The organism is Microbacterium sp. TPU 3598 (genome assembly GCF_002356155.1).
Lineage (GTDB): Bacteria > Actinomycetota > Actinomycetes > Actinomycetales > Microbacteriaceae > Microbacterium > Microbacterium maritypicum_A.
The window spans coordinates 996,206-1,022,049 of sequence record NZ_AP017975.1 but is presented as its reverse complement, the minus strand read 5'-3'; the positions used below and the strand labels follow the sequence as shown (position 1 = coordinate 1,022,049).

The following is a 25,844-nucleotide window of genomic DNA, read 5'->3' as shown; positions in this document are numbered from 1 at the left end:
GTGCTCCTTTGCTCAGCGTCCGACGAGACCCGTGCGGTTGATGAGCACGTCGAGCGCCTCATCCACCGCGGTCATCACGCGGGCTGCGGCCTGGTAGGCGGTCTGGTAGGTGAGCAGGCTGATCGTCTCCTCGTCGCCGTCGACAGCCGCGACCGACTGCTGTGCGCCGACCGCGGCGACCGCAGCGGAATCGGAGAGCTTGGCGCGCTGCACGTCGGCGGCCGTCGCGACGCCGAACCGGGTGACCTGATCGGACCAGATCGCATCGGGAGAGCCGGCGCGCCGGCCGATCTGGGAGATCAGGTCGGCGTTCGTCGCGTCCAACGCCCCCGACCCCGGGGCGGCGAGCGCCAGTTCGGAGGCGGATCCGACCGCGACCTTCAGGCCGAGCGCTGCGGATCCGGTGGCGGGGAGGGTGAAGAAGTCGCCGCCGGCCTGGCCCGTGGAGGTGACGCCCGCCCGGTGCTGCGCGTTCATCGCGTCGGCGAGGGCCGTCGCCACAGTGTCGTAGGTCGCCGCGAGTCCGGCGAGCATGCCGCCGTCGGCCGCGGGTGCCAGAACCGAGAGCGAGGCGCCGAGCTCGCCGCCGTCGATCGACACGGGGAGATCGGGCGCGGACGCCCAGGAAAGGCTGAAGCGCTGACCGGAGTCGATCGAGGCCGGGCCCGTCAACACGAGATGGCGGGCGTCGGAACCCGAGACCAGTGCGTTGCCCCCGAGGCGGACCGTCATCGTGCCGTCGGCCTCGATCGTGGCCGCTGCCCCGGACATCCTCGCCACGTTCTGCGCGAGGACGCTGCGCTGATCCATCAGCTCGTTCGCCGAGCGACCGGAGGCGAGCGCGTCGCGGATCTCGTCGTTGAGCACCGCGATCTGGTCGGCGGTCGCATTCACCTGCGAGACCGTGCGATCGGCGGAGTCGCGGGCGTTGCTCCATTGCGTGGCGACGTTGCGATACCCGCCGGCGATGTGCGAGGCGAGCTCCTTCGCCGATTCGAGGATGCTCGATGCCGCCGCACCCGAATCCGGGGTGTTCGCGAGATCCTGCCAGCCGGACCAGAACTTCGACAGCCGCGCCGCGAGTCCGTTCGCGGTCGGCTCGGCCAGCGATGCCTCGATCGTGGTCGCGGCCACGGCCCGGGTGGACCAGTACCCCGAGGCACCGAGGGCGTCACGCACCCTGGCGTCGAGAAGAGCGTCACCCAGTCGCGCCACCCCGTCGATGGACACGCCGTGCCCCGGGAGGGCACCGACGCTGAAACGGCCGGTCTGCGCGATCGCGGCGACCGCGGAGGTCGTCACGCGCTGGCGCGTGTATCCCTCGGTCTTCTGGTTGGCGATGTTCTGCCCGACCACGTCCATGCCGCGCCGGGCGGCGGCCAATCCGCTGGCCGCCGTGTTCAGTCCACTGAAGGTCGACATGATCCCCTCTCGGTCACATCTCGGTGTCGATGATGCGCGCAGCGTCGTCGCGTGCGCGGTCACCCTTGGTCGTGTACTCGCCGGTGTCGTGTCCGAGTGCGGCGATGGTCTCCTGCGTCGCGCGGAGCACGCCGCTGAGCTGCTCGGCATTGGCGTCGCGCATCTGCTCGACCTCGGCGGCGAGCTTCGTGAGCGCGCGCAGGTGGTCGGCGAACACCTCCTGCCATGCGCCTTCGGGGGCGTGCGCGATCAGTTCGCGGATGGTCGTCGCGTCGGGAGCTCCCCACTCCTCGGCGACGGTCGCGACCTCGACGGTGCGGGCGAGCCCCGCGCCACGCAGCCTGTCGAGTACCTGATCGATCTCGCGCGCGGCAAACTGGATCCATTGGGATCTTCCGGCGGCGAGCAGCAACTGCTGCTCGTCGAGTTTGAAGAGCAGCATCTCGAGCAGTTCACGCTCGCGCCACAGCTGTATCGATAGTTCGTTGGCTCCCATGATCCCCTTTTCCCCAGTGATCGCCCCGCCTGACAACGCGGCCAAAGGTCACTATCGGCCAGCGCTCGCCTAACGTTACTATGTGGAACGGCGATGGACAGTTCTCCCCATGTACAGATCACGAGAAGTGTGATATGTGCATCTGTTCATCTCCTCGGAACTTCCGGAGTGCATCCAGAGAGGTGGATCATCCCCCATGTCGTCGCGCGCTGAGCGCAATCTGCTCATCGAGAGCAACCTCCCTCTGGTCGGATACCTCGCCGCCGAGACCCATGCCCGTGCCACCCACATCCCCCGCGACGAGCTCGCCGCCGTCGGAGCGCTCGCGCTCGTGACCGCGGCCGAGGCCTTCGACCCCGAGCTCGGGGTGCCTTTCGGCGCCTATGCCCGTCGTCGCATCCTCGGCGCCTTCGCCGACGAGATGCGCTCGATGGACTGGGCCTCCCGGGGCATCCGCAAACGCATCAAGGAGACCGTCGCCGTCCGCGAGACCCTGACCGCCGGTCTCGGCCGGACCGCCACGGCGACCGAGGTCGCCACGGCGATGGGCGTTCCGAAAGAGGTCGTCATCGAAGCGCTCGGCGATGCCGCCAGGACGCTCACCACCATCGACGACCCCTCGGCCCGGGACGTCGCCGCCGACATCCCCCTCCCCGAGGAATCCGCTCTGATCGGGGAACGGCGCGAGGTGCTCGAACAGGCCGTCGCCGCCCTTCCCGAACGGATGCGCCGGATCGTGCAGGCCGTCTACTTCGACGAGCGTCCGGTCAAGGAGATCGCCGAAGAGCTGGGCGTGACGCACTCGGCCGTGTCGCAGCAGCGGTCGGAGGCGATCCGGTTGTTGCGCGACGCCCTGGATCGGTTCTTCGCCGAGGGGACCGCACCGACCACCACGACGCGGGTCTCCGCCGGCGCCCGCGATGCCTACTTCACACGGATCGCCGACGTCGCGGGTTCCCGGATCGCCGGGGTCTTCCGCGATCCGGCACCCGCCTGAGCCGATTCCCGCACGCACGGCTAACGCCCGCGTCCCCTCCGCCGATAGGTGTGACCGGGAGACCACGGATGGTCTCCCGCACAACACCATTCACGGAGGAGAACCCTTATGGGTATGCAGATCAGCACGAACGTGTCGGCCCTCAACGCCTACCGCAACCTGTCCAACACCCAGAACGACCTGTCGAAGTCGCTCGAGAAGCTGTCCAGCGGCTTCCGCATCAACCGCGCGGCCGACGACGCTGCAGGCCTCGCGATCTCCGAGGGCCTGCGTTCGCAGGTCAACGGTCTGAACGTCGCGGCACGCAACGCCCAGGACGGCATCTCGGTCATCCAGACCGCGGAAGGCGCCCTGACCGAGGTCCACTCGATCCTGCAGCGCGTTCGCGACCTGACCGCTCAGGGTGCGAACGACTCGAACAACGCGAAGTCGCGCGACGCGATCCAGAAGGAGATCAACACCCTCGGTGATGAGCTCACCCGGATCGCCGGCAGCACGAACTTCAACGGCATCAAGCTGCTCTCGGGTGGCGACACGCTGACGTTCCAGGTCGGTGCGGGCTCCGTCGCCGCCGAGGACCAGATCTCGGTCGCCCTGACCGACTTCGCCACCCTCGGTGCCGACATCAAGACGCTCGCGGCGACCATGACGGACGCGGCGACGTACGGTACCGCACTGGCGGGCATCGACACGCAGATCCAGGCGGTCTCGACCGCACGTGCCGGCTACGGTGCGCTGCAGAACCGCTTCGAGTCGACCATCAACAGCCTCAACGTGTCGGCGGAGAACCTCGCCGCCGCCGAGAGCCGTATCCGCGACACCGACATGGCGTCCGAGATGGTCAAGTTCACGTCGAAGAACATCCTGTCCCAGGCAGGTACGGCGATGCTGGCCCAGGCCAACCAGGCCAACCAGGGCGTGCTCCAGCTCCTGCGCTGAACCATGCCATAGGGTCCGGGCGCCCACCGGCGCCCGGACCCTGTCCGCTCCCGACCTGGAAAGGCGACCATGTCCCTCTCGCTCGACGGCCTCGTCTCCGGCCTGAAGACCACCGAGGTCATCAAGGCGCTGATGGATGTCGCGGCCATCCCCCGTTCGCTGCTCAAGGCGAAGATGGATGACAAGAACGGCATCGTCACCCAGCTGCGGACACTGAACACCGCCGTGCAGAACCTCGCCACGGCGGCGGAGAAGGCCGCGACGCGCGACGGGCTGGCCCGCTTCACCACCACGTCGTCCTCTCCCACGGTCACCGTCGCCACCCGCGAGGGCGCGGCGCCGCTCGCGGCCGACATCGTCGTCGACAAGGTCGCCAAGAACCACACCATCGTCTCGGCCGCCTCCAACGGCTGGCCCGTCGACCCGCCCGTGATCACCCTCGAGAACGCGAAGGGCGAGCGCGTGCAGGTCACGGCCGACTCCTCGTCCATGCAGGATGTCGCGCGGGCCGTGAACGAAGCGGGCTTCGGCATCGTCGCCGCGGCCGTCCCCGCCGGGCGCGACGCCGACGGCAACGTGATGCACCGTCTCCAGCTGCGCGCCGCCGATTCCGGGGAAGCCGGGCAGTTCCGCGCATACCGCGGAGACACCGCGGCGGTCGCTGCGGGCACCGCCTCCGACATCTCCACCGAAGCAGGAGCAGCCGTCATCGACGTCGGCGCCGATGCGCAGGTGCGGCTGTGGGCGGGCACCAGCGCCGAGCAGGTGCTGACGTCGTCGAGCAACACGTTCACCGACCTGTTCGACGGCGTCGACGTGACCGTCTCGGCCGTCTCCACCGCCCCCGTCACCATCGGCGTCGCCGTCGACACCGCGGCACGCACCAAGGCGTCCGCCGACTTCATCGCCGCCGTCAAGGACATCCTGACCCGCATCGACAACGGCTCGAAGGCGACCGTCGCCGCCAAGCAGGGCGACAAGACCACACTGGGCGTCTTCACCGGCGACAGCGCGGTCCGAGGACTCCGCACGGCCCTCGCCGACGCGGTGCAGCACCCCGTGAACGGCGTCTCCCCGTCGTCTATCGGCATCTCGACCGACATGTACGGCGTGCTCAGCTTCGACGAGAAGAAGTTCGCCGAGGCACTCGCGAAGGACCCCGACGCGGTCGCCGGGCTGTTCTCCGACATCGCCTCGCGGGTGCAGGACACCTCGAAGGTCTACTCCGACAAGTACGACGGCCTGCTCACCACGCGCATCACCGGCCAGGAGAGCGAGGTGAAGGGTCTCGGCGAGCAGATGGAACGCTGGGACGTCCGCCTCGCGCAGCGCAAGTCCACTCTCGAGCGCACCTACGCCCGCCTCGAGGTCATGCTGTCGCAACTGCAGTCGCAGTCCTCGTACCTGTCGTCCCAGATCGCCGCCCTGCCGGGCTCGAGCTCGAACTCCGGGAAGTGAGCATGAACGCCGCCCTGCGCGCCCAGCAGCGCTACCGTGACGACGCCGTGCTGTCGGCACCGCCCGAGCGTCTCGTCACGATGCTCTACGACCGTCTCCTGCTCGACATCGAACGCGGAGAGGTCGCCCAGCGCGCCGAGGACTGGGAGGAGGCGAACGCCCAGCTGCAGCACGCGCAGGCGATCGTCTCGGAACTGTCCTCGTCGCTCACCGACGACTGGAACGGCAGTGCGGGTCTGCGCTCGCTGTACGTGTTCCTGTCGCAGACGCTCATCGGGGCCAACATCGGTCGCGATCCCGAGCGCACGCACGCCTGCCACGAGATCATCTCCCCCCTGCGCGACGCCTGGCACGAGGCCGCGCGCACGGTGGCCGAGGCGCGGGCGTGAGCGTGGAAGAGTGGACCTCGCTGCTCGACCGACTCGAGCAGGAGGCCGAGCAGATCCTCGACGCCGCCCCCGGTGCCGCCGCCGAGGCCACCCTCGCCCCATGGACGCCGCCACGCACGCCGCTTCCCCCTTCTCTCGCCGACCACGCCCGGCGGGTGATCGACCTCCAGCGCTCAGCGATGGACCGTGCCCGTTCCGACCTCGACGGCATGCGTCGGCATCTCGGCGCCGTGAGCCGCATCCCGAGCACGCGCCGTCCCGAAGAGCCCGCCTACCTCGACGTCGACGGGTGAAACCGCTTCCTAACATCGCGGACGACCCTGCCGATAGAGCAGGGCGAGCACGGATGGCTCGCAAGACTCGGCCATGGATCGGCCATACCAGCCACACACGGGGAGCCGGTTCGTGTTCGATTCTGTGACCATCAACGCACTGACGAGTGCGCTCGACGGCCTCGCGCAGCGCCAGCGCGCGATCTCCGACAACATCGCCAACATCAACACCCCGAACTATCACGCCAAGCGCGTGCAGTTCGAAGAGGCGCTCGCCCGCTCGATCGATGCCGGCGACGGACGGGTCGGCGCGACGGTCGGCACCTCGCTCGAGCCCACGCGCCTGAACGGCAACAACGTCAACCTCGACACCGAAACCCTGTCCAGCATCGACACGATGCTGCGCTATCAGTTCGCGACGCAGGCCGTGAACGGATCGTTCACGTCGATGCGCACCGCGATGAGGACCTCATGACCTTCGACGCCATCGGCATCGCCGGCACCGGCCTGACCGTGCACCGCAAGTGGCTCGACGCCATCAGCGACAACATCGCCAACATCAACACCGCCGCCCCCAGCAACGGGGCGGCCTTCCGCGCCAGGTACATCCTCGCCCAGACGAGCGATCAGTCCCCGGGCGTGTACGTGGCCGGAACCGCGCAGGGCAGCGCGCAGGGACGCCTCGTCCATCAGCCCGACCATCCTCTCGCGGACGCGGACGGCTACGTGCGCTACCCCGACATCGACCTGGGTGACCAGATGAGCCAGCTCATCCTCGCCCAGCGCGGCTACCAGGCGAGTGCGGCCATCGTCGACCGCGCACGCAACTCCTACGAATCCGCCCTCCAGATCGGACGCAGCTGATGGCCTCACTCCCCGGCATCGAAGCCATCTCCTCCGGTTTCACGCTCGCCCCGCCCGCCCCCGCGACGACCAAGGCCGCCGACGACACCGCCTTCGCGAGCAGCGTGACCGGGGCCATCGACGAGCTGCGTTCGCTGCAGTCCGAGTCCGACAAGCTCAAAGTCGCGGCCGTCACCGGCGACCTCGACGACATCCACTCCGCGATGATCGCGTCCTCGCGCGCATCCGTGACCCTCGAACTCGTCGCCGCCGTGCGCAACAAGGGTGTCGACGCGTTCAACGAGATCATGCGGATGCAAGCCTGATGCCCCAGGCCGTCACGAACGTGTTCCAGCGCATCGGACGCGTGATCGCGGGCTTCTCGCTCGCCCAGCGCACGATCGCCATCATCGGCGTCGCCGTGCTCGCCCTCGGCATCGTCGCGCTCTCCAGCTGGCTCAGCCGCCCGACGTACACGCCGCTGTTCTCCGGCATGAGCGCCTCCGACGCGAACGCCGTGGTCGAACAGCTGCGGTCGTCATCGGTGCCGTACGAACTCGCCGACGGAGGAGCGACCGTCCTCGTCCCCGAGAAGGACGTCTACGACCAGCGGCTCGCCGCCGCGTCGGCGGGGCTCCCCGGCACCAGCTCCGGCGGATACTCGCTGCTGGACAAGATGGGCGTCACGACGAGCGAGTTCCAGCAGTCGGTGACCTTCAAGCGGGCCATCGAGGGCGAGCTCGCCGCGACGATCTCCTCGATCAAGGGTGTGACCGCCGCATCGGTGCAGCTCGCGATCCCCGAGGAGAGCGTCTTCGTCTCGGAGACCGTCGATCCCACCGCCTCCGTCTTCGTGGAGACCTCCGGCAGCTCGACGCTGTCGCCGAAGCAGGTCGAGGCGATCGTGCACCTGACCTCTGCCGCGGTCAGCGGCATGAAGCCCGAGAACGTCGCCGTCGTGGACCAGAGCGGGCAGACCCTCTCCGCCGCGGGCGTCGGAACCACCGGCGGCATCGACCAGCAGGCCAGCGACTACGAGGCGCGGGTCACCGCGAACGTGCAGCAGATGCTCGACACCGTCGTCGGGCCCGGCAACGCCAAGGTGACCGTCGTCGCCGAGATCGATCACTCGGTCAACGAGCGCGTCGAAGAGACCTACACCCCGGCCGAGGGCGCTCCCCCGCTCACGGAGCAGACCAGGACCGACCGGCAGAACGGCTCGAGCTCGAACGCCGGCGTGCTCGGCCCCGACAACATCGCCGTCCCGTCCGCCGACGGCGACGGAACCTCCGAGTCCACCGAGACCTCGAAGACCAACGCCGTCAACAAGAGCACGCAGAGCACGTCCACTCCCGCCGGATCGCTGCTGCGCCAGTCGGTCTCGGTCGCGGTCGACGCGGGTGCGGGCGGTGACCTGAGCACCGCTCAGCTGAGCGACCTCGTCGAGAGCGCCGCCGGTATCGACACCGAACGCGGAGACTCGATCGCGGTCGAGCTCGTCTCGTTCAACCAGACCAGCTCCGAAGCGGCGCAGGCCGCGCTCCAGGCCGCGAAGGACGCCGAGGGGGCCGCACGTCAGGCCGCGCTGCTGAACACGATCATCATCGCCGCCGCCATCGCCATCCCCCTGCTCGCCGGCCTCGCCGCCCTCATCATCCGTGCACGCCGACGCAGCAGCGCCGACACCGAGTTCGACCAGCTCTTCGGCGAGCGCCCGCCCGCGCTCACCGTCCTCGATGCCGGTGCCACCGCGGCGATCGACCAGGCGCCGACCACTCCGCTCGCCTTCCTCGAGACGACTCCCGACCCGGAGCCGGAGCCCGACCCGGAACCCGCGCAGGTCAGCCTCGAGCGCCGCCGCGCCGAGATCGACTCCCTCACCCGGCAGGACCCGAAGCGCACGGCCGACCTGCTGCGGACCCTCATCGACGACAGGCAGCAGGTATGACCGGACTGACCGACAGGCAGACGGCGGCGGTCGTGCTGATGAACCTCGATCGCGCGCAGGCGATCGAGGTGATGAAGCACCTCTCCGAATCCGAGGCGGAGGCCGTCGCCGCCGAGATCATCGACCTGCAGAACCTCGATGCGGCGACCACCGCGCAGGCTCTCGGACAGTTCCACCGGATCGCCTCGGGCCACCTGCCGCCCGCCCGTGGCGGCCGCGACATCGCCGCAGGACTGCTGGAGGCGACGTTCGGCGCCGAACGTGCCGCCGCCGTGCTCGGCAGAGTCGGTTCCTCCTCGATGACGTCGTCCTTCGAGTTCCTCGGATCCGCCGACCCCGCGCAGCTGGCGACCCTTCTGGACGGCGAGCTCCCGCAGACCGTCGCCCTGGTGCTCGCCCACCTGCCGACCGACCGCGCCGCCGCGGTGCTGGCCGCCCTTCCCGACCCCACCCGCACCGATGTCGCGCATGCGATCGCGACGATGGGGACCGCATCGCAGGAGGCCATCGCGATCGTGGCGGATGCGCTCAAGGCGCGGACCGGGACGTTCGCCGCACGCGACACCCCCGAAGTGCTCGGCGGTGTGGAACCGCTCGTCGAGATCATCGCCCGCTCCGGGGCGACGGTCGAGAAGGCCCTCCTGGCGAGCATCGAGGACAGGGACAGTGCCCTCGCGGAGGACATCCGCTCGCGCATGTTCACCTTCGCCGACATCGTCAAGCTCGACGACCGCGACACGCAGCGCGTGCTGCGGGGCATGGACATCCGCTCGCTCGCCCTCGCGCTGAAGGGTGCGCACCAGCCCATCGCCGACCTCATCCGGCGCAACGTCTCCGAACGGAACAGGGAGAACCTCGACGAGGAAGCCCGCACCCTCGGCCCGGTGCGCGTGTCCCAGGTGGAGGAGGCCAGAGCCGAGATCGTGCGCACGATCCGCGCGCTCGAGGCGGCCGGCGACATCACCGTGCAGCGCGCGGACGAGGACGAGTATGTCTACTGACGCCTTCTCGCCGGTGCTGTTCCCGCGTCTCGACGGACGCGGGAGCGGAGAGGAGCATGCCAGGGCGAAGACGCGCGGCTATGCCGACGGACACGCGGAAGGCTTTCGCGCCGGCCGCGCCGAGGCGGAGGCGGCACAGCGCGTGGCGGAGGAGGCATGGGCCGCCCGTGAGGCGGTCGAAGCCGGAGAGGTCGCGCGCGCGGTCGCCGTGCTCCACGCCGCCGCTCGGTCGCTGAACGAGCGCGAACGCGAGCTGACCACGGCCGCGCAGGACCACGTGCTGCGGTGCGCGATCGAGCTCGCGGAGCTGATCGTCGCCGGGGAGCTCTCCGATGCCGGCGCCTCCGCCGCAGCCGCCGCGCGACGAGCCGTCAGCGGTGTCGACCCGTCGGAGATCCGCGAGGTGCGCCTGCACCCGGACGACCTCCGGACGCTTCGAGGATCGGCAGCCGAACCGGCCGGCATCGCGCTCATCGCCGACGACACGCTCGCCCGGGGTGACGCCATCGCGACCCTGCCCCACGGGCACATCGACGCCCGCGTCGCCCGTGCGCTCGAGCGCGCCCGCCTCGCCCTCGCCGAGGCCGGTGCATGAACGCCTGGGACGCGGTGCGCGAAGCGGTGCGACCGGAGCGGGTCGGCGAGGTCTCCCAGGTGCGCGGGCTGAGTGTGCAGGTGCGCGGACTCGAGGGAGCGGTCGGCGACGTCGTGGCCCTCGACGGCATCGATGCCGAGGTCGTCGCTATCGGCGAGGGCGGACTGCGATGCATGCCGCTCGCCCCCGTCGCCGGCCTCACGGTCGGCGCTCCGGCGCGCGCACGCGGAGGGGCGCTGCGTGTACCGACCGGTACCGCGCTGCTCGGACGGGTCCTCGACGGGCTGGGGCGCCCGATCGACGGGAAGGGGCCCCTGACCGGTGCCGTCCCCGTGAGCCTCGACCATGCTCCGCCCTCGATCATGGGGCGCGACCGGATCGACTCGCCTCTTCCCCTCGGCGTACGCGCGCTCGACACGCTCGTGAGCGTCGGACGCGGGCAGCGTGTCGGCCTCTTCGCCGGCTCCGGTGTGGGCAAGTCCTCGCTGCTGTCGATGATCGCGCGCGGCACCGAGGCGGAAGTCACCGTGATCGCCCTCGTCGGCGAGCGCGGTCGCGAGGTGCGCGAGTTCATCGAAGACGATCTGGGACCCGACGGGCTCGCCCGCTCGGTCGTCGTCGTCTCGACCTCGGACCAGCCGGCCATGGCGCGCATCCGTGCGGCCTACACCGCCACGCGGATCGCCGAGGCGTTCCGCGACGACGGCGCCCACGCGATCCTGATGATGGACTCGCTCACCCGCGTGGCGATGGCGCAGCGGGAGATCGGCCTCTCGGCCGGGGAGCCTCCCGCCACCCGGGGCTATCCGCCTTCGACGTTCTCCCTCCTCGCCGGCCTGCTCGAGCGGGCGGGCACCGACACCCGCGGCTCGATCACCGGCATCTACACCGTGCTCGTCGACGGCGACGACCACAACGAGCCCATCGCCGACGCCGTCCGGTCGATCCTCGACGGTCACGTGGTGCTCGATCGCGCCCTCGCTCTCTCCGGTCACCATCCCGCGATCGACGTGCTCGGCTCGGTGTCACGGGTGGCCGGCAAGGTCACCGCTCCCGAACGCCGGGCGCATGCGGCCACGCTGCGCGCCGTGCTCGCGGCGCGGCGGCGCGCGAACGATCTCATCGACATCGGCGCGTACCAGGCCGGGGCGGACGCCCGCATCGACGCGGCGGTCGCCCACGAGAAGGCCATCAGCGCCTTCCTCACCCAGTCCCTCGACGAGACGAGCGAGATCGGCGAATCATGGCGGCGGCTGGACGAACTCGTCACGGCGTTCGGAGGAGTCTCATGACGCGGTCCTTCTCCCTGGCCGGTCTGCTGCGCGTACGCGAGATCCAGGAGCGCGCGGCGGCTCAGCGGCTCTCGCGCGCCGTGATCGACGCCCAGCACACCGAGGCCCGCGACCGCTCGCTGCGCGCGCACCTGTCGGGCGTCGGGAGCGAGGCCGTCGACGTGCGCTCCCTCGCCGCCCTCGCTGCCGCCCGTGTGGCCGGCCGGACCCTGCTCGCCGACCTCGCGACGCTTTCGGAGATGCAGGAGCAGACGGTCGATCAGGCACGAGCCGAGCACGCGGACGCGCGGCGAGCGATGCGCGGACTCGACAGGCTCGCCCAGGCGCACGCACTGCAGGTGCGGGCCGCCGAGCTGCACGCGGAGCAGGCCGAACTCGACGAGATCGGCGCGCGCGCCCAGACGGACAGGGAGGGCCAGGCATGACGTCTCTCGGCATCGTGGATCTGCTCGGCGCGCGGACGAATCGCGCATCGGGTACACCCGCACACTCCCGGCAGGTCACGCCGGGAGCTGCGGCATTCGCCGACGTCATCCTGGATGCCTCGCGCGCCTCGACCGATGCTCTCACCGGATCATCCGCCGCGTCGTCTGCCGACGGATCATCTGCCGGCGGATCATCGGCGGACGGTTCGGCGTCGGACGCGCCGATCCCGTCTCCCCCGCCTGTCCTCCCTGCGCCCACGCCGAGTCACCCGGCGTCTCCGGATGGTGCCGTGGTCGGCATCGACGGCTCTGCGGCCCGAGCACCCCTCGTGCCGGGGCCTACGCCGGACGGCGCGGATCCGACGACGACCGCCGAGGGGACACTCGAGCACGAGGCCGGTGCCGCAGGCCTCGCCACGCACACCGGGTCGATCGGCGCTCCGGCTTCTCCGTCGGCGGCTCCGGCAGCGGCCCCCGCGAACACGCAGACCCCCGCGCTCGCGACGTCGCAGAGTTCCACCCCCGGCCCCACGGTCGCTCCTGTTCCGGGAGGCGCCGCGCCTGCGGTGACGGCCGCGATCGGCACGGCCGGCCACGCAGCGCCGTCGGCGAACCCGGCTCTCCCGACCGTCCCCCGCATCAGCGTCGGTGGGAATCCGACCCCGACCGTCCTCGGCGGTCCCGGAGCTTCGATCCCGACAACCCGGACAGGAACGTCGGAGACGTCCGCGACCGTCGGCGACAGCTTCCTGGATGCCGCGACATCCGCTGCTGCGGCGACCTCGACTCCCGTCGCCACGGCGTCTCCCTCGCCGACAGCCCCGCCGACAGCGACGTCCACAGCCTCGCCGACCGCCTCCTCGACAGCGACGCCGGGTGACGCGGCCCTTCCTCCCGTGGGCACCACGCCCGCCCCTGCGCCCGTGACCTCCGTGGCGGCTCCGGTCGCGGTCCCCACCGCCCGGCCCGCGCTGCTCCCGCAGATCGCCGCGCCCGTGGTGTCGCTCGCCCAGGCTCCGGACGGCGACCACAGCCTCACCCTGACGGTGTCCCCCGAGAACCTCGGTCCCGTGACCGTGCGGGCGCACATCTCCGGCGGTGCCATCCACATCGAGCTGCACGCGCCGAACGACCTCGGCAGAGAGGCGCTCCGTGCGATCCTCATCGACCTGCGCCGCGACCTGGCCGCTGCGGCACCGCACGCCTCGCTCCTGCTGTCGAGCGCGGACGATGGCCCGGCGTCGTCGAACCCGCAGCATTCCGCCCCGGGCAACGGCACCGGTTCCGGGAGCAACGGCGGTCCCGGGAGCAACGGCGGTTCCGGGAACGGCGCCGCCGGGACCCACGGCGGCCAGCCGGGAACCGGCACGGGTCGCGACGCGAATGCCCTGCCCACCACGCCCGACGGCGCTCTGCCGACTGATCCGTCGTCACCCGCAGACCCCGCCTCTCCCCCGTCCCTCATCGCGCCGCACGGCGGCATCGACGTCTTCGCCTGATCCGAGAGGAACCCATGACCACGGTCGACCCCATCTCCGGCACCATCCCGCCCTCCGGCGTGCAGACGGGCAGCACCACGCCCCCGACGGAGCGCAAGAAGACTCTCGACTCCGAGGTGTTCCTGAAGCTGCTGGTCACACAGCTCACGAACCAGGATCCGAGTTCGCCCATGAACACCAACGAGATGATCTCGCAGACCACGCAGCTGGCCTCTATGGAGCAGTTGACCGCGCTCACGGCGACCTCGACCGAGAGCTTCGCGCTCAGCATGCGCCAGACCGCAGCCGCTCTGATCGGCCATGAAGCGCAGTACGTCGATGAGAAGGGTGTCACGCAGAAGGGCATCGTCACCTCGGTGTCCTACGCCGGCGCCGTGCCCCTCGTCACCATCGGCGACGCCTCCATCCCGCTTGACGCCGTCTCCGGCGTCGCCCTCGCTCCCCGTTCGCAGTCCTGACCAGTCCCTTCCAGAAAGGCATCACCATGCTCCGCTCTCTGTTCGCCGGAATCTCGGGTCTGCGTTCGCACCAGACCATGCTCGACGTCACCGGCAACAACATCGCCAACGTCAACACGACCGGGTTCAAGGCCTCGGCCGTGCAGTTCCAGGACTCGCTCTCGCAGCTCGTGCGCAACTCGATGATGCCGCAGCAGGCCGCCGGCGGGCAGAACCCCGCCCAGGTCGGTCTCGGCGTGCAGGTCGCCGGCATCAGCACGAACTTCGCCTCCGGGGCTCCGCAGCCCACCGGCGTGCCGACCAACCTCATGATCGCCGGCGACGGGTTCTTCGTCGTGCGCTCGGGTGGCGAGACCCTGTACACCCGCAACGGCGGCTTCTCGTTCGACGCGAGCGGCAAGCTGGTCTCGGCGGACGGCGCTCTCGTGCAGGGTTGGACGGCCCAGAACGGAGTGATCGTGCCCGGTCAGGGCATCGGCGACATCCGCCTTCCGGTCGGAGCGCTCAGCCCTGCCACCGCCACCACCACCGCCCGCGTCACCGGCAACCTGCCCTCCGGTGCCGCCGTCGGCGAGCAGCTGGTGCGCGACATCAAGACCTACGACGCCGAGGGCACGGCCACGTCGCTCCGTCTCACCTTCACCCGCACCGCCACGGGCTGGAACGTCACCGAGCCCGGCGGCACCAACACCGCCCTCACGTTCACCGACGGCAAGCAGCCGGCGGCCTCCTCCATCGTCTCCGGCGGTGTCACGGTCGACCTCTCGGCGGTCACCGGGTTCGCAGACGTCAGCGATGTCGCGATCAAGGAGCAGAACGGCAAGCCGGCCGGCACGCTGAGCTCGTACGCGCTGATGAACGACGGCAGCCTCGTCGGCACGTTCAGCAACGGCGACACCGAGGTGCTCGCCCGCGTCGCACTGGCAGGATTCGTCAACCCGGGCGGACTCGAGAAGGCCGGATCCTCCCAGTACCGCCCGAGCGGGAACTCCGGAGAGCCGACGCTCGGTCAGGCCGGCACCGACGGGCTCGGCGGCATCATCAGCGGCGCGCTCGAGATGTCGAACGTCGACCTGTCGCAGGAGTTCACCAACCTGATCGTCGCGCAGCGCGGCTTCCAGGCGAACGCCCGCATCATCACCACCAGCGACGAGGTGCTGCAGGAGCTCACGAACCTCAAGCGCTGACCCCGCCCTCGCACATCACGTCTGCGTCGTCGCTCTCACCCGCTGCGGGTGAGAGCGACGACGCATCCCCTGGACCGCAGGTGTGCGCTTACATAGAATCCTCAGGACATGACCACGTGGGCTCCGGCGTCGCACCACATCTGATCCGCTCATGCGGCATCGGCAGCCTGTACTCCTTCGTTGCCCTCGCGGCTTCCCCACGAAACGAGCACAATGTCCAGGACGAATCGACCCGCCGAGAACCAGCTGCGCCGCTTCCTCTTGGCCCTCATCGCCATCATCGGGCTCGTCGGTGCCGGACTGGTCGTCCCGCTGGCCGCCCAGGCCGCAGAATCCTCGCTCCGCATCGACAAGCTCGTCGACGGACTCGATACGCAGGACTCCCTGCAGCCCGGCGATGAGTTCACCTACACGGTCGATCTGGTCTGCGACGATGTGGACTGCCTCAACGTGGTCCTCACCGACACCCTTCCGGCCGAGTTCGCCGGCTTCGAGTTCGTCGGCTCGTCGTACACCCCCTCCACTCTGCCGCTGAACGTCACGACGACCGGATGCGTCGAAGAAGGCGGTGTACCCGTCGAGGTCACCGACGACTGCTCGGTCAGGGTCGTCTTCGAGCAGCCCGTGGATGGCGGGGTCGGCCTCGAGGCCGGCGGAACCCTCAAGCTCAGCGTGGTGCTGCGCGCACCGCTCGACCTGCCCGCCGACTGGGCGTACAACGGCGACACCGTGACGAACACGGCGACGGCGGACTGGGACAACGGTCCAGGAGACGTCCCCGCGACCATCTCGGACACGGCGGATGCGGTCGTCACGATCGACACCGTGATCGGCGTCGAGGCCAGCAAGAACTGGTCGCCCGCCTCGCAGCAGTTCGACGCCGGTGCGACCTCCCAGATCACGATCGGCGCGCAGAACCAGTCGAACATCGGCGGCGACGCACTCGTGATCCAGGAGCCGACGGGCGCCGTCGACGGAGCGGCGACCCTCAGCGCCGACAATCCTTTCCGCATCGTCGACTTCCAAGGGTTCGTCTCCACGACCCTTCCCCCGGACGCGACCACGGTCCAGGTCGATGCGTATGTCTACGACGAGGGAACGGGGACGTGGAGTTGGCAGACCGGCACACCGGCCAGCACTCCCGGGCTGCCGGCCGGCGTCGACCCCGGTGATGTCGGCGGCATCCGCCTGACCTATGCCGGTGGCACGATCGCCTCGGATTCCGCAGCCTCCACGGGCTTCACCGTGGAGCAGCGCGCGACGGATCGCAACGACGAGAGCTCGCTCGCCACGGGCGCCTCCGTCACGAACAGCGTCACGTCCACCGTGAACGCACCCGGCGGTGCGACGGCGAGCGACGAGGCAACGGCGCCCTACGAGATCGGTCCGCTGACCGTCGACGTGGTCGCGGGCAAGACGATCACTCCGGCGGAGCTCCCCGCCGGCGGAGACGCGATGGCGGAGCTCACGGCGACGAACACGTCGAACGGCCCTGTGCAGAGCCTCAGCATCTCCGATCTCGGCTTCTTCGACGCCGAGATGCTCTTCGGCGGCTTCCCCTCCGGCATCCCGTACCCGGACGGAGCCACCGCCGGCACGATCACCTGGTACATCGACGGGGTCGCGCAGCCTCCCGTCCCGTTCGCGGACGGGGACGCGCCGACCCCGCCCACAGGCACCGTCACCGGTTTCGTCATCGACTTCACCGGCCAGATCCCTGCCGGCACGGTCGCGACGATCGACGTGGGAATCGAGCCCTCGCTCGCGCTCGTCAGCACCGAAGCACCGACGCACCAGCGGACGAACAGCATCGACGTGACCGCGACCAACGACGTGGGTACCGCTGACGACGCAGCGGTCGATGACATCACGGTCTACTTCCCGCAGATCGGGGTCGCGCTCGACAAGCAGATCACGCCGGGCGGCGCCGTCGAACCGGGCAACAGTGTGGTCGCCAGCCTGACCGCGACCACCGAGACGGGCGTCGCGCAGGTGGATCCGACTCAGATCGTCGTCGAGGACTCCTGGCGAGACGACCAGGCGGACGACTTCTGGAACGCGTTCGACATCGTGGCGATCGCGCCCACCCAGGTCCCGCCGAACACCACCGCGACGGTCGAGTACCAGCGGCCGGACGGATCGTGGGCGACGCTCGCCACGGTCAGCACAGGCGAGACCGCGCAGACGTTCCAGATGAGCCGTGCAGAGTTCGCGGCCGCGCTCACACCACCCGATCTCCCCTCCGACGTCACCGGGATACGGTTCACCTTCGACAACCCGGACGGATTCTCCCAGGGGTTCAGCGTCGTGCCGAACGTCGTCTTCGATGCGCGGGCCGACCTGCGCGACGGATCCGGCCCTACCGACCCGCGGGATGCCCCCGAGGACGAGCAGTCCGCGCAGGAGCCCACCGTCTACGAGAACGAGGCGAGCGCGCAGAGCCACGGCGAGGTCGACGGCCTGCCTGAGGGGATCGACAGCGATGTCGTGACCGACCAGGACACGATCGGTGTGCAGACTCCCGCCACCGGCGAGGGCGTGGGCGTCGACGCGAACAAGCGGTGGGTCCAGACGAGCGACAAGACCACCGATGCCGACTTCCTCGATGCGCAGTCCGGCGCGATCGTCTCCACGCGCAACGAGTGGCGGACCGGGTCCCGCGGGATCGACACCCTCGTCCTCACCGATCCCGCCACGGCTCCGGAGATGGATCCCCCGGGCGCAGCGAGCACCGTGTTCCAGGCTTTCGACCTGCTGAGCATCGATCCGGTCACTCTCGCCGACGATCCCCTGCTCGCCTGGGACGACATCACCGAGGTCTGGCTCTTCGTCGATGGCGTGTGGACCCCCATCGCCGCGCCGGGAGGAACCTGGATGGGAGCCGACGGATTCGTCGGCTACACGCTCACGCCCGCGCAGACCGCCGGGACGACGGGAGTCCGCCTGGTCTACGAGCCCGATGACGCCGCACGCACGGCGAGCACGGATCCCACGCGACCCGAACCAGGCTCCGGACTCGCGACCTCCGCTGTCGGAGAATATCGGCCGACCTTCCTCACCTGGGAGCTGCGCAACGTCGTGCGCGACGACACAGCGACAGGCGACCGCTGGGTGAGCGCCGACGAGACCTTCAACGACCCCGACCCCGGCATCGTGTGGAACAGCCTCCGGGGTGACTGGACCTCGGCAGCGGGCAACGGCAGCGACTCGGAGCAGGACAACATCACCCTGATCGACCAGCCGCCCCTCGTCTCGGTGGAGAAGACCGTCACGCCGTCGAGCGTGACGATCCCGGAGTCCGCCGACGTCGACCCCGCGAACTATCCGGACGTGACGTTCGACATCGATGCCAGAAACGACAGCACCGCACGCGCGTCGTACGTGCGCGTGACCGATCCGATCCCCTGCGCGGCCGGAGCGGCGGACCAGTGCGTGAGTGCTCCCGGCGCCTGGGCGGATGATCCGTTCGACGACGCGGTCTACGACGCGGACACCAACCCCTACGAGCGCCTCACCGTGCAATCGCTCACCTTCGCCTATCCGGTCGAACAGGTGGACCCCGCCGCGTCGACCGTCACGCTCTGGGACCGTGCGACCGATGGCACGCTCAGCACCCGCACGCTCTCCGTGACCGACGCGGGAACGCTCACCGCCGGCGATCTCGCCACCGTGGTCGGGGTCAGCGTCGTGTTCCACGGCATCGACCCCACGACCGAGGGCGGCAGCATCCGCGCCGGGGAGGACCTGAGCGTCGGGATCGTCACCAAGGTGCGGCAGTACGAGCGTTCGGATGCCGATCAGCTCGTGGAGCCCGGCACCGTCGCCAACGACGTGATCGCCCAGTCCTACGACCCGGTCCTGACTCCCTCCGGCAACGCGTCGACGCCGAGCGACACCGCGAACGACACCGTGGTGCTCGTCAGCGCCCTGCTCGACGCGACGCTCGCGAAGACCATCGATCCGGAATCGATTCTCGAGACCCAGCTGCAAGACCCCGTCACCGTGACGCTCGACGCGACGGACGGCTCCTCCACAGCGGCGACCCAGCAGGTCACCATCACGGATGCGGACGCCGCCTTCTGGAACGCGGTGCAGCTGGCTCCCGACCCTGCGCTGAGCGTGGTGCTGCCGGCCGGTGCCGACCAGGTGCGGATCGACGCGCTCGTGGGATCGACTTGGGTCGAAGGTGCGTTCGCGGCGACTGCGGCGCTCCCCACGGCGGCGGATCCGGCCGCGATCGTCGGCCTTCGGGCGGTGTTCCGCAATGCCGCCGGAGAGGTCTTCTCGCGCAATGCACCGCCCGACGACTGGACCGCGCAGCTCGCGTTCGACATCGTCGCGCTCACGACGCAGCGAGACGGCACCGACCTGTCGCTGCCGACGACGCTCCCGAACACGGCGACGGTCGTGAGCGAGCGACTCGATGGACTGTATGCGGATGCCGATGCCGACGCCGATGCCGACCTGACGATCGATCCCGGCACGCACGAGCTCGATGTCGTGAAGTCGCAGCCCGGAACCAGCCACGTCGTGTCCATCGGCGCCAGCCTCCCGTGGACGCTGCAGTTCACCAACACCGGCACCGGTTTCCTCACGATCGACCAGGTCGTCGACACGCTCCCCGAGTACCTCGACTGGGACTTCTCCCCGCCGACTTATCAGACCTCGGCGGGGGGCACGCTGTCGACGGACGTGTCGGCTCTGATCGACGACACCGGCAAGAACGTGACCTTCACCTGGCCGGAGGCCGGGAATCGGATGTCACCCGGTGAGGTCTTCACGATCACCGTGAACCTCGTGCTGGCCCCGGGACTCGCCCTCGACGAGTTCACGACCAACACGTTCGTCGTCACGACCGATGAGGCGCTCACCGCATGCACGAATGCGTCCGGCAACGGGGAGGGCACGGTATCCGGCCTCGACGACGACCAGTGCGGAACGACCAACTATGTCCAGCCGTCGCCGGGAGGATCCCTCGCGGCGTACAAGTACGTCAAGGGCGAAGTCGACGGCGACCTGGTCGACGGCGAGGTCAACCTGAACAACCCCGACGCGGCCTGTCCGCTCGACCCTGACGGCTACACCCGCACACCGTGCGCCGCCTACACCGCTGTCGGCGCCACGGACGACTGGCGGCTCTCCGTCGTGAACAGCGGCACGGTCGGATTCGAGACCGTATCGATCGTCGATCCCCTGCCGCGGATCGGCGACCGGCTGCTGGCGACCGGCGCTGCACGCAACACCACATTCGACCCGGTGCTCCTCCCCGAGTCCCTGGCCGCGAACATCCTCCCGGTCGGAGCGACCCTGACCCTGGACGTGACGACCTCGGCTTCGCCCTGCGTGGGCACGGGATCGAGCTCGGCATGGTTCGGCGATCTGCTCTGCGACACCACCGCGACCTGGGTGCCCGTCCGCTCCTACGCCGGCGCGTGGGAGGAGGTGACCGGAATCCGGGTCACGATCGACTTCACCGCCACGGCGGCCGGGTCGTTCGGCCCTGGCCAGGTGCTGTCGCTGCACTATGAGACGCAGAACGTCCCGGAATCGCCGGAGTATCCGGACCTCGCTCCGATCACCGTCCCCGATGCCGGGGGCTTCGCGTGGAATCAGATGGGCGCGGTGGGCACGGATGCAGGAGGGCGCGAGTACTCCGTGGCCCCCGTGCAGGCCGGGGTCACCCTGCTCGATGGCGACCTCGGGGTGCAGAAGGTGCTGGCCGGCGACACGGGGCGAGCTCCGGACAGCTTCGATTTCCTCGTCGAGTGCACGGTCGCCGGCGTTCCCCTCGTGCTCCCCGCGGGCGGCACCCTCACCGTGTCGAGCGCGGACGACCTTCGCACGCGCCTCGACGGTATCCCGCTGGGCTCGGTGTGCCGAGTGTCCGAGACCGGTGCGGTCGGTGCCTTCGGAGAGGGGTCGAGGCTCAACGACGGCCAGATCGTCACGATCACCGCCCCGGCCACCGGAGGCGAGCCGCCGACGTCTCAGATCGCGGCGATCACGAACGTGTACCTGGTTCCACCCCCGGATCCGGCTCCGGACGGCGGCGGCGGCCTCCCGTCCACCGGAGTCGACGCGCCCGCCGTGTCCCTGTTCGCAGGGATCGGGATCCTGCTCATCCTCGCCGGGGGACTCCTGGTCCGCCGTCGACGTCACGCGGTCGCCCTCACCTGACCGTCTCGTCGTCGGGAGGTTCGGTCCGGCTGTTCTGCCGCGGGATCCACACCTTGCGGATGACGATCAGCATCGATGCCGTCAACGGGATGGCGACGAGCGCCCCGAGCAGGCCCAGGAGGGTCGCCCCCACCATCGCACCGATGATCACGAGCACACCGGGCACGGCCGCCGCCTTGCCCATGATCCGCGGCGTGACGATGTAGGCCTCCACCTGGATGTACACGAGGTACGCGACCACGAAGACCACCGCGGCCGTCGGGCTGACGAACAGCGTCGCTACGCCGCCGATGATCAGGAACACGAGAGAGCCGATCATCGGCACCAGAGTGACGAAGAAGGCGATGATCGCCATCACCGCCGGAACCGACGAACCGACCGCGAGTTGGATCACGAAGACGACGAGGGCGTTAATCGCCGACAGGGTGACGCCGCCCGCGACCACACCGCCGACTGATCGCGTGATCTCCTCCAGCACCTCGGTGAACCGAGCCCGCCGATACAGCGGAACCAGTTGCGCCGCCGCTGCCTTGATGCTCTGCAGCGAGGAGACGAAGTACAGGGTGAGCACGACCACCATGACGAAGCTCGACACTGCTCCGATCACACCGAATCCCGCCTTCAGGACTCCTCCCGAGATCGCCAGGAAGGAGGACAGCGTCGTGAGGGAACGAATGCCCTCTGCGATGACGGCCGAGAGATCGATCCCGAGGCTCTCCTCGAGGGACAGGTACCACCCGCTCTGCTGCACCGCCGCGATGGTCTCCGGGGCCGCCTCGATCGCCGCCGAGATCTGACGGATCGTCGCCGGCACCAGCAGCAGCAGGATCACCGCGACGACGAGGAGGAAGATCACGGCCACGATCGTCACCCCCGCGGCACGACTCATCCCCCGGCGTTCGAAGGCTCGAACCGACGGATCGAGACCGAGCGCGAGGAACATCCCGAGGAAGATCGAGATGAGCACGGTCGAGATGCCGGCGACGGTGGCTGCCAGAGCGATCGCGAGGAGGACGCCGACCGCGACGGCGAATCCCGACGCCAGCGGCTTCGCGGGCAGCACCAGCTGCAGCCGCGACGGCTTCGGTCGGCCCTCTCGTTCCGGATCGGGCGCATCCATGCTCTCGTCCACACGCTGCACGCTACGCGCGGGCAACCGCGCACGCGCGCACTCCCTCACCCCTTCCTGATGATCGCCCCGCCCTCTCGCGACGAACCCGTCAGCAGAGCACGGCGTCTTCCGCGATCCTTCACCCCGGCAGGATGAACGAGCGCTTCCGTATCCCGCCGAAGAGCACGAGGATCGGGCCATGCCGCAGGAACCCAGGAAAGAGTCGGTCCGCACGACCCGCGTGCTCGATATCGTGACGGTCGTGCTGCTCTCGGTGACCGCGGTGCTGACGGCGTGGTGCGGGTTCGAGGCCTCGAAATGGGGCGGAGAGATGTCCATCGCGTTCAGCCAGGCGTCCAGCGCCCGTGTGCAAGCCGCCTCCGCGCAGTCGACGGCGCAAGCCGCGCGCCAGTACGACCTCACGCTCTACACCGAGTGGGTGCTCGCCGGGGCCGAGGGACGCGACGACCTGGTCCGGTTCGTCGAGGAACGCTTCACCGAAGAGTTCGCCGTCGCGTTCGACGCGTGGACGGCCGAAGGTCGCACTGCCCGAGGACCCTTCGTGATGAACGAGTACGTCCCGCCGGGTTCGGTCGAGTCCGAAGAGCTGAGCGCCCGCGCCGACGCGAAGTTCGACGAGGCTCTCGCCAACAATCAGCGCGGCGACGACTACTCCCTCCTCACGGTGCTCTTCGCCCTCGTCCTGTTCTTCGCCGCTCTCTCGCAGCACCAGGCGGCTCCATGGCGGCGCTGGGTGTTCCTCGGCTTGAGCGGGGTCATCGTCATCGCGGGGATCGCGACGCTGCTGACCTTCCCCATCAAGATCTGAGGCGAGCCCGTCCGGGTCACCCCCTGGGGGTGACGTGGGGCCCACAGACGGGACACGCCTGGGTAGCGTCGCGGATGGTGGCGGGTTCACCGCCCCATCTCGAGACGGGGGTACCGGCATGGCTGAACAGTTCAACGGCAAGATCGCGCTCGACGTGCGGGACTCGGTGCCGGACTGGAAGCCGTACCTCTTGCCGACCGCGCCCGAGAACGCCCCGAACGTCCTCGTGATCCTCTACGACGACACCGGGATGGCATCGTGGTCGCCGTACGGCGGCCGGATCAACATGCCCACTCTCGACCGGCTCGCCGCGAACGGACTCACGTACACGCAGTGGCACACCACCGCGCTGTGCTCGCCCACTCGCTCCGTCTTCCTCACGGGGCGCAACCACACGCGCAACAGCATCGCCTCGCTGATGGAGTCGACCAACGGGTTTCCGGGCAACTCCGGCCGGATCCCCGATGACTGCGCACCGATGGCTCACATCCTGCAGGACAACGGCTACTCGACGTTCTGGCTCGGCAAAGATCACAACGTCCCGGAACAGGACAACGCCGCCGGCGGCAGCCGCCGCCAATGGCCGCTGCAGATGGGATACGACCGCTTCTACGGATTCCTCGGTGGTGAGACGAACCAGTGGTATCCGGACCTCGCTGAGGACAATCACTTCATCGAGCAGCCGTACACCCCGGAAGAGGGGTACCACCTCTCCAAAGACCTCGCGGATCAGGCGTTGCAGATGTTGCGCGCCCAGCAGGCGACCAACCCGTCCAAGCCCTGGTACATGTGGTTCTGCCCTGGGGCCAACCACGCGCCGCACCAGGCGCCCCAGGAGTACATCGACAAGTACAAGGGCGCCTTCGACGACGGATACGACGCCTACCGCGAATGGGTTCTCGGCCGCATGATCGAGCGCGGCATCATGCCCGCGGACACCGACCTGACGCCGTTCAATCCGATGCCGGAAGATCAGGCGAACTCCGCGGACCATGTGAAGCCCTGGGACACGCTCAGCGAAGACGAGAAGACGCTCTTCCGTCGCATGGCGGAGGTCTTCGCCGGGTTCAGCGAGTACACCGACTCACAGATCGGACGCATCGTCGACTACCTGGAGGAGACGGGCCAGCTCGACAACACGATCATCTTCTACTGCGCCGACAACGGCGCGTCCGGAGAGGGGTCGTCCGATGGTTCCGTGAACGAGAACAAGTTCTTCAACAACTACCCCGACGACCTCGCGGAGAACCTCACCCGCATCGACGACCTCGGAGGGCCCGAGGCCTACAACCACTATCCGACGGGCTGGGCAGCAGCTTTCTCCACCCCGTTCCAGATGTTCAAGCGCTACAGCCAGTATTCCGGCGGCACCTGCGATCCGATGATCATCCACTGGCCCGCCGGCATAGAAGCGAAGGGTGAGATCCGCCACCAGTACCACCACGCCACGGACATCGTGCCCACGATCCTCGACGTCGCCGGCTTGGAGATGCCCGAGGTGTATCGCGGTGTCGAGCAAGCCCCGCTGCCCGGCGTCTCTATGCGGTACTCGTTCGACGCCGCCCCCGACGCTCCCACTCGGAAGAAGCGCCAGTACTACAACATGATCGGCACCAGGGGACTCTGGCAAGACGGCTGGAAGGTCGCCGCCACGCACGCCCCGATCACCGGACACGGTCGCTTCGACGAGGACGCGTGGGAGCTGTACCACGTGGACCGAGACCGCTCGGAATCGAAGAACGTCGCGGCGGACCACCCCGAGAAGGTCAGAGAGCTCGTCGACGCCTGGTTCGAAGAAGCCGACGTCAACTTCGGACTCCCCATCGATGACCGCACCGCGATGGAGCAGCTCACGATCGAGCGCCCCTCTTCCGAACCTCCGCGCCACCGCTACATCTACTACCCCGACAGCGGGGCGGTGCCGGAGGGTGTCGCCGTGAACGTGCGAGGCCGATCGTTCAAGATCATCGCGGACGTCGAGATCGAACACGACACCGAAGGCGTGATCTTCGCCCACGGGTCACGGTTCGGCGGCCACGCGCTGTTCATCCAGGACGGACGACTGCACTATGTCTACAACTTCCTCGGCATCCCGCCGGAACAGACGTTCGTGTCGGAGCCCCTCACCGCAGGGAAGCACTCCCTCGGGATGGAGTTCCATCGCGAGGGACCGGGCGAGTACAAGGAGTCCATCGGCACCACGACGCTCTATGTCGACGACCACGCGGTGGCGAGCGGCCCCATGCGCGCCCAGGTCGGGAAGTTCACCTTGTGCGGAGACGGACTGTGCATCGGATACGACAGCGCGGACTCGGTGAGCCGTTCCTATCGTGCTCCCTTCGCGTTCACCGCTGGAAGGATCCACGGTGTGGCGGTCGATGTGAGCGAGGAGCAGTACCTCGACCTCGAACTCGAAGCGCAGGCCGCCTTCGCACGGGAGTAGGGACCGCGGAGCAGTCCGCGCGAACCTCTTCGATCCGCGCGGACGATGCTCCCGGTTGCGGGT

Annotated in this window: 22 protein-coding genes; 19 read left to right on the top strand and 3 right to left on the bottom strand. The window is 69.2% G+C overall.

Translation table 11 applies throughout. The features are described from left to right. Nucleotides 1-12 precede the first annotated feature (12 nt). Both flgK and MST3598_RS04805 read right to left on the bottom strand, forming a co-directional pair. Nucleotides 13-1,422 carry a flagellar hook-associated protein FlgK gene (gene flgK / locus MST3598_RS04810; RefSeq protein WP_021198925.1) on the bottom strand — a complete coding sequence of 470 codons (1,410 nt, stop codon included), beginning with the start codon at nucleotides 1,420-1,422 and terminating at the stop codon, nucleotides 13-15. Between the two features lie 13 nt (nucleotides 1,423-1,435). Continuing rightward, complete coding sequence (locus MST3598_RS04805) at nucleotides 1,436-1,918, bottom strand: flagellar protein FlgN (protein WP_021198926.1); 483 nt, start codon at nucleotides 1,916-1,918, stop codon at nucleotides 1,436-1,438. A gap of 196 nt (nucleotides 1,919-2,114) precedes the next feature. On the opposite strand from MST3598_RS04805, the gene MST3598_RS04800 reads away from it, so the two are divergent. The 17 genes from MST3598_RS04800 (at nucleotide 2,115) to MST3598_RS04720 (ending at nucleotide 21,398) form a co-directional block, all read left to right on the top strand. Further along, complete coding sequence (locus MST3598_RS04800; RefSeq protein ID WP_029258617.1) at nucleotides 2,115-2,915, top strand: sigma-70 family RNA polymerase sigma factor; 801 nt, start codon at nucleotides 2,115-2,117, stop codon at nucleotides 2,913-2,915. Nucleotides 2,916-3,023: 108 nt separating this feature from the next. Continuing rightward, nucleotides 3,024-3,854 (top strand): flagellin N-terminal helical domain-containing protein, encoded by an 831-nt coding sequence (locus tag MST3598_RS04795; RefSeq protein ID WP_021198928.1) that lies wholly within the window; start codon nucleotides 3,024-3,026, stop codon nucleotides 3,852-3,854. A gap of 69 nt (nucleotides 3,855-3,923) precedes the next feature. After that, entirely contained in the window at nucleotides 3,924-5,312 is a 1,389-nt protein-coding gene (gene fliD / locus MST3598_RS04790) for a flagellar filament capping protein FliD (RefSeq protein WP_029258618.1), read from the top strand. A 2-nt stretch (nucleotides 5,313-5,314) separates the two neighbouring features. Next, nucleotides 5,315-5,701, top strand: a complete 387-nt coding sequence (fliS, locus tag MST3598_RS04785; RefSeq protein WP_029258619.1) for a flagellar export chaperone FliS — start codon at nucleotides 5,315-5,317, stop codon at nucleotides 5,699-5,701. Then, a complete protein-coding gene (locus MST3598_RS04780; RefSeq protein WP_029258620.1) occupies nucleotides 5,698-5,994 on the top strand; it encodes a hypothetical protein in 297 nt (98 codons plus the stop codon). The genes fliS and MST3598_RS04780 overlap by 4 nt, the downstream gene beginning before the upstream one ends. Before the next feature lie 112 nt (nucleotides 5,995-6,106). Then, complete coding sequence (locus tag MST3598_RS04775; RefSeq protein ID WP_021198932.1) at nucleotides 6,107-6,448, top strand: flagellar basal body rod protein FlgB; 342 nt, start codon at nucleotides 6,107-6,109, stop codon at nucleotides 6,446-6,448. Continuing rightward, complete coding sequence (locus MST3598_RS04770; protein WP_021198933.1) at nucleotides 6,445-6,837, top strand: flagellar basal body rod protein FlgC; 393 nt, start codon at nucleotides 6,445-6,447, stop codon at nucleotides 6,835-6,837. Before MST3598_RS04775 ends, MST3598_RS04770 begins: the two co-directional genes overlap by 4 nt. Next, on the top strand, nucleotides 6,837-7,142 hold the full coding sequence (fliE, locus tag MST3598_RS04765; RefSeq protein WP_029258621.1) for a flagellar hook-basal body complex protein FliE: 306 nt from the start codon (nucleotides 6,837-6,839) through the stop codon (nucleotides 7,140-7,142). The genes MST3598_RS04770 and fliE overlap by 1 nt, the downstream gene beginning before the upstream one ends. After that, the gene (gene fliF, locus MST3598_RS04760; RefSeq protein WP_021198935.1) at nucleotides 7,142-8,764 is read left to right on the top strand and encodes a flagellar basal-body MS-ring/collar protein FliF; all 1,623 of its coding nucleotides are present in this window, start codon (nucleotides 7,142-7,144) and stop codon (nucleotides 8,762-8,764) included. Before fliE ends, fliF begins: the two co-directional genes overlap by 1 nt. After that, nucleotides 8,761-9,765 (top strand): flagellar motor switch protein FliG, encoded by a 1,005-nt coding sequence (gene fliG, locus MST3598_RS04755; protein WP_029258622.1) that lies wholly within the window; start codon nucleotides 8,761-8,763, stop codon nucleotides 9,763-9,765. The genes fliF and fliG overlap by 4 nt, the downstream gene beginning before the upstream one ends. Beyond that, on the top strand, nucleotides 9,755-10,360 hold the full coding sequence (locus MST3598_RS04750) for a FliH/SctL family protein (RefSeq protein WP_081860084.1): 606 nt from the start codon (nucleotides 9,755-9,757) through the stop codon (nucleotides 10,358-10,360). Before fliG ends, MST3598_RS04750 begins: the two co-directional genes overlap by 11 nt. Next, nucleotides 10,357-11,652 (top strand): FliI/YscN family ATPase, encoded by a 1,296-nt coding sequence (locus MST3598_RS04745; protein ID WP_029258624.1) that lies wholly within the window; start codon nucleotides 10,357-10,359, stop codon nucleotides 11,650-11,652. The genes MST3598_RS04750 and MST3598_RS04745 overlap by 4 nt, the downstream gene beginning before the upstream one ends. Continuing rightward, nucleotides 11,649-12,077: a hypothetical protein gene (locus MST3598_RS04740; RefSeq protein WP_029258625.1), complete on the top strand. Its 429-nt coding sequence runs from the start codon at nucleotides 11,649-11,651 to the stop codon at nucleotides 12,075-12,077. The genes MST3598_RS04745 and MST3598_RS04740 overlap by 4 nt, the downstream gene beginning before the upstream one ends. Continuing rightward, entirely contained in the window at nucleotides 12,074-13,576 is a 1,503-nt protein-coding gene (locus MST3598_RS04735; protein WP_029258626.1) for a flagellar hook-length control protein FliK, read from the top strand. Before MST3598_RS04740 ends, MST3598_RS04735 begins: the two co-directional genes overlap by 4 nt. Before the next feature lie 14 nt (nucleotides 13,577-13,590). After that, complete coding sequence (locus MST3598_RS04730; protein WP_021198940.1) at nucleotides 13,591-14,034, top strand: flagellar hook assembly protein FlgD; 444 nt, start codon at nucleotides 13,591-13,593, stop codon at nucleotides 14,032-14,034. Between the two features lie 26 nt (nucleotides 14,035-14,060). Then, on the top strand, nucleotides 14,061-15,221 hold the full coding sequence (locus MST3598_RS04725) for a flagellar hook protein FlgE (protein ID WP_029258627.1): 1,161 nt from the start codon (nucleotides 14,061-14,063) through the stop codon (nucleotides 15,219-15,221). A gap of 213 nt (nucleotides 15,222-15,434) precedes the next feature. Beyond that, complete coding sequence (locus tag MST3598_RS04720; protein ID WP_096359468.1) at nucleotides 15,435-21,398, top strand: DUF5979 domain-containing protein; 5,964 nt, start codon at nucleotides 15,435-15,437, stop codon at nucleotides 21,396-21,398. Here the strand turns inward: MST3598_RS04720 and MST3598_RS04715 are convergent. Beyond that, nucleotides 21,391-22,530 (bottom strand): AI-2E family transporter, encoded by a 1,140-nt coding sequence (locus MST3598_RS04715; protein WP_157749856.1) that lies wholly within the window; start codon nucleotides 22,528-22,530, stop codon nucleotides 21,391-21,393. The genes MST3598_RS04720 and MST3598_RS04715 overlap by 8 nt on opposite strands. A gap of 178 nt (nucleotides 22,531-22,708) precedes the next feature. Between MST3598_RS04715 and MST3598_RS04710 the strand changes: the two genes are divergently transcribed. Together MST3598_RS04710 and MST3598_RS04705 are read left to right on the top strand one after the other, a co-directional pair. Beyond that, nucleotides 22,709-23,338, top strand: a complete 630-nt coding sequence (locus MST3598_RS04710) for a hypothetical protein (protein ID WP_029258630.1) — start codon at nucleotides 22,709-22,711, stop codon at nucleotides 23,336-23,338. Nucleotides 23,339-23,456: 118 nt separating this feature from the next. Beyond that, nucleotides 23,457-25,781 carry an arylsulfatase gene (locus MST3598_RS04705; protein WP_021198944.1) on the top strand — a complete coding sequence of 775 codons (2,325 nt, stop codon included), beginning with the start codon at nucleotides 23,457-23,459 and terminating at the stop codon, nucleotides 25,779-25,781. The last annotated feature ends 63 nt before the right edge of the window (nucleotides 25,782-25,844 follow it).